The following is a 2,895-nucleotide window of genomic DNA, read 5'->3' as shown; positions in this document are numbered from 1 at the left end:
AACGAATCTAAAGACGCGCTTGCCGAAGCAAACACTTGGCTTGGCGATAAATTCCAATCTGGTAGGGATAAAGTGAACTCAGCTTTTGAAAAAGTTGGCTCTTGGTTCGGTGACCGTTGGAATGATATCAAAGATGGAGTAAAAGAAGCTGATACATGGTTTGGAGAGAAATTTGAGAGTGCAAAAGAGAAAACTCAGAATCCTTTCCAAAAAATCGGTTCTTGGTTTGGTGATAGGTGGAAAGATATGCAAGATGCCTTGAAAGAAATTCCAAACTGGTTCAAGAATCTGTTTGATGATGCAATGGAGAACGCTAAAAATATTGTTAAAAGTGGTATCGATAAACTAAAAAGCTTCTTTAACTTTGATTGGAGTTTGCCAAAAATCAAACTCCCTCACTTTAATATATCTGGTAGCTTTAGCTTGATGCCTCCTAGAATTCCATCATTCTCTGTAGATTGGTATGCACGAGGTGGTGTATTCAACTCACCTAGCATTATCGGGGTTGGAGAAGCTGGTCAAGAAGCAGTAATGCCTCTTGAACGGAATACAGGCTGGATTTCTATCTTGGCTCAAAAACTGGCCGAAAGAATGCCTGCTAACAATGTACCTACAGGCTATTCATTACCGGCTGGCGACATCGTTATCCAAATCGCAGGTCACGAGTTCGGACGGGTGGCCATCCAAGAAATCAACAAGGAACACGAACGAGCAGGTCAAACCTTGCTCAAGATTTAGGAGGTTAAATGGCACAATTGACAATCAATGGGGTGGCTGTGAAGCCTCCCAAATCTTTTCAGGTCGGCATTCAAGATATCGATGGAGAAACAGGGCGTAATGCTAATGGGGATATGGTGCGTGACCGTATTACGACTAAGCGCAAGTTAGACTGTGAATGGGGCATGCTGACTCAAGAAGAAATGAGTCAGCTTTTAAATGCCGTGTCAGCAGTCTTTTTTGAGGTTTCATACCCTGACCCTGTTAAAGGTCAGACGACTGGGACTTTCTACGTTGGTGATAGGACAGCTCCAAGCTATACCTTCACTGAGAAGTTCAAACCTTGGTCTGGTGCTAAATTTAATCTGGTAGAGAGGTAATAAAATGGATGCTTTAACCAGAAGACAATTTGACAGAGCCATGTTTGCCAAAGATAGGACGCTGGCTATCCGTGTTGGTAATTATGCTTCACGGGATATCAAAGAGGCTAGCTTTGAGTATGGCTATATCAAAGGCGATACATACAAGCCCGGTGGAACCTGTGCTGGTAGCGGTAAAATTACCTTTACCAGCATCATTACCACGTTCAATAAGCTGGATATCCTACACCCTGAGATTGGTCTACTGGTTGGGACTACCTACCAGTGGGTCAAAATGGGGGAATACTTCATCAATGATATTGAGATTGACCGAAACCGAAACACAACCACGCTGGAGCTAATGGACGGTATGTTTAAGCTCAATCGTGAGTATGTGACGGACTTGCATTTCCCAGCTGAAGTACGAGAGGTTATTCAGGAAATCTGCCTGAAAACTGGCATTGAGTTAGCGAATGACTATTTCGGAATCAGCGCTATGCGTTACCATGTCGAACAAGTTCCTGAGGGCAAGAAACTTTCCTTTAGGGACATGTTGAGTGCTATGACTCAGATGATTGGGATGTCTTGTTTCTTCAATCGAGAAGGGAAGATGGAAATCCGTGATTTAACTGAGTCAAATATCACGATCAACGCAGATAGTTACTTTCTGCATGGTTTAACCAAGAGCGAGATTGAGTATCAGATAGCTGGTATCACTTGTAAGACAGATAAGAAGTCTCTGACAGTCGGTATGAAGACAGGTCGGTCTTTGGAACTGGACAATGTCTTCATGACCCAGAGCGCTTTAGATGACCTGTATTACAAGCTGAAAAACCTGACTTACTACCCGTATAACATCAACTACCAAGGGCATTTACTGCTTGAGGTTGGGCAGTGGGTAACCATTCAGACCAATAAAAAAGAAACCTTTAAAGTTCCTGTGTTAAGCCAGAGCTTTACTTTCAAAGGTGGTCTGAGAGGTCGTATCAGTGCAGATAGTAAGGCTGGAAACGATACCCAGTATTCTTACGAGGGTACGATTACTAAGCAGATAAAGCAACAAGATGGCATTGAAGCCAAAATCCAAGCGCAGATAGAAGCAGCAGACGCAGCCTTCGAAGCTGAGTTTGCCAAGCGTGAGAAAGCTATTACGGACGCTATTGAGCAGTACAAGGCTAAGGCCGAAGAATTTGGCGCTAAAATCCATGAGGAAATGGAGAAAGAGCGTCCTGAGTTCGTGAAGCGTATCCGTGAGGAACTGATGAGCGGTGCGGACTCTATCGCTGAACTGAGTAAGAAACTGGAACAGGTCAGTGAGACTGCAAGGGTCAACGCTAGTTTGATTGGTGGTGACGGAAATACTCAGTACAATAAGAACCGTCTCAATGGTGGCACGGCTAAGAAAATCAGTTATGGAACGGATTTTGTAGAGGTTGGTCACAATGGAGAGGGCTTTGAACTAGGTAAGCAGTACGTCATCAGCTGGTCAGCAACCTGCACACCTTACGGTAAGACAGATGTGACTGTTGTGGTCAATAAGACACCGTTTTATGGTGGACACGTTCATTTGGCGCCTGCTAATTCGGTTATGCCAGCGATTGACAAAGACCTGACCCAGAAAGAGGAGCAGGTCTTGGCAGTCTACTATGGCGCTTATCATCTGATCTTCTCAGGCGACTGGTATCAGAATGTAGAGCAGTCTGTGACGATTGACAATCAGACAAGACGGATTGAACTAGCGCCACTCTACAAGACGGTTGCAGATGGGCAAAATGCAAGATATGACGGAAGTTGGAACCAAAATCCAACTTTTATTTTT

1 protein-coding gene and 2 pseudogenes are annotated in these 2,895 nt (G+C 44.1%); all 3 read left to right on the top strand.

The window, feature by feature from the left end; all coding sequences use genetic code 11:
- Window positions 1–738: pseudogene (locus SMIDD28_RS12125) on the top strand (hypothetical protein); the annotation flags it as partial.
- A gap of 8 nt (window positions 739–746) precedes the next feature.
- The gene (locus SMIDD28_RS04385; protein ID WP_061424988.1) at window positions 747–1,097 is read left to right on the top strand and encodes a DUF6711 family protein; all 351 of its coding nucleotides are present in this window, start codon (window positions 747–749) and stop codon (window positions 1,095–1,097) included.
- 4 nt (window positions 1,098–1,101) lie between these two features.
- Window positions 1,102–2,895 (top strand): annotated as a pseudogene (locus SMIDD28_RS12120) (hypothetical protein); the annotation flags it as partial.

Origin of the sequence: Streptococcus mitis, assembly GCF_001579045.1 — a bacterium.
In the GTDB taxonomy this organism is placed as follows: Bacteria; Bacillota; Bacilli; order Lactobacillales; family Streptococcaceae; genus Streptococcus; species Streptococcus mitis_D.
The sequence above is the reverse complement of the archived record's forward strand: the minus strand, read 5'-3'. Positions and strand labels throughout refer to the sequence as shown.

Coding starts and splice junctions, on each gene's coding strand:
- SMIDD28_RS04385 (WP_061424988.1), top strand. CDS start 747: ATGGCACAATTGACAATCAATGGGGTGGCTGTGAAGCCTCCCAAATCT.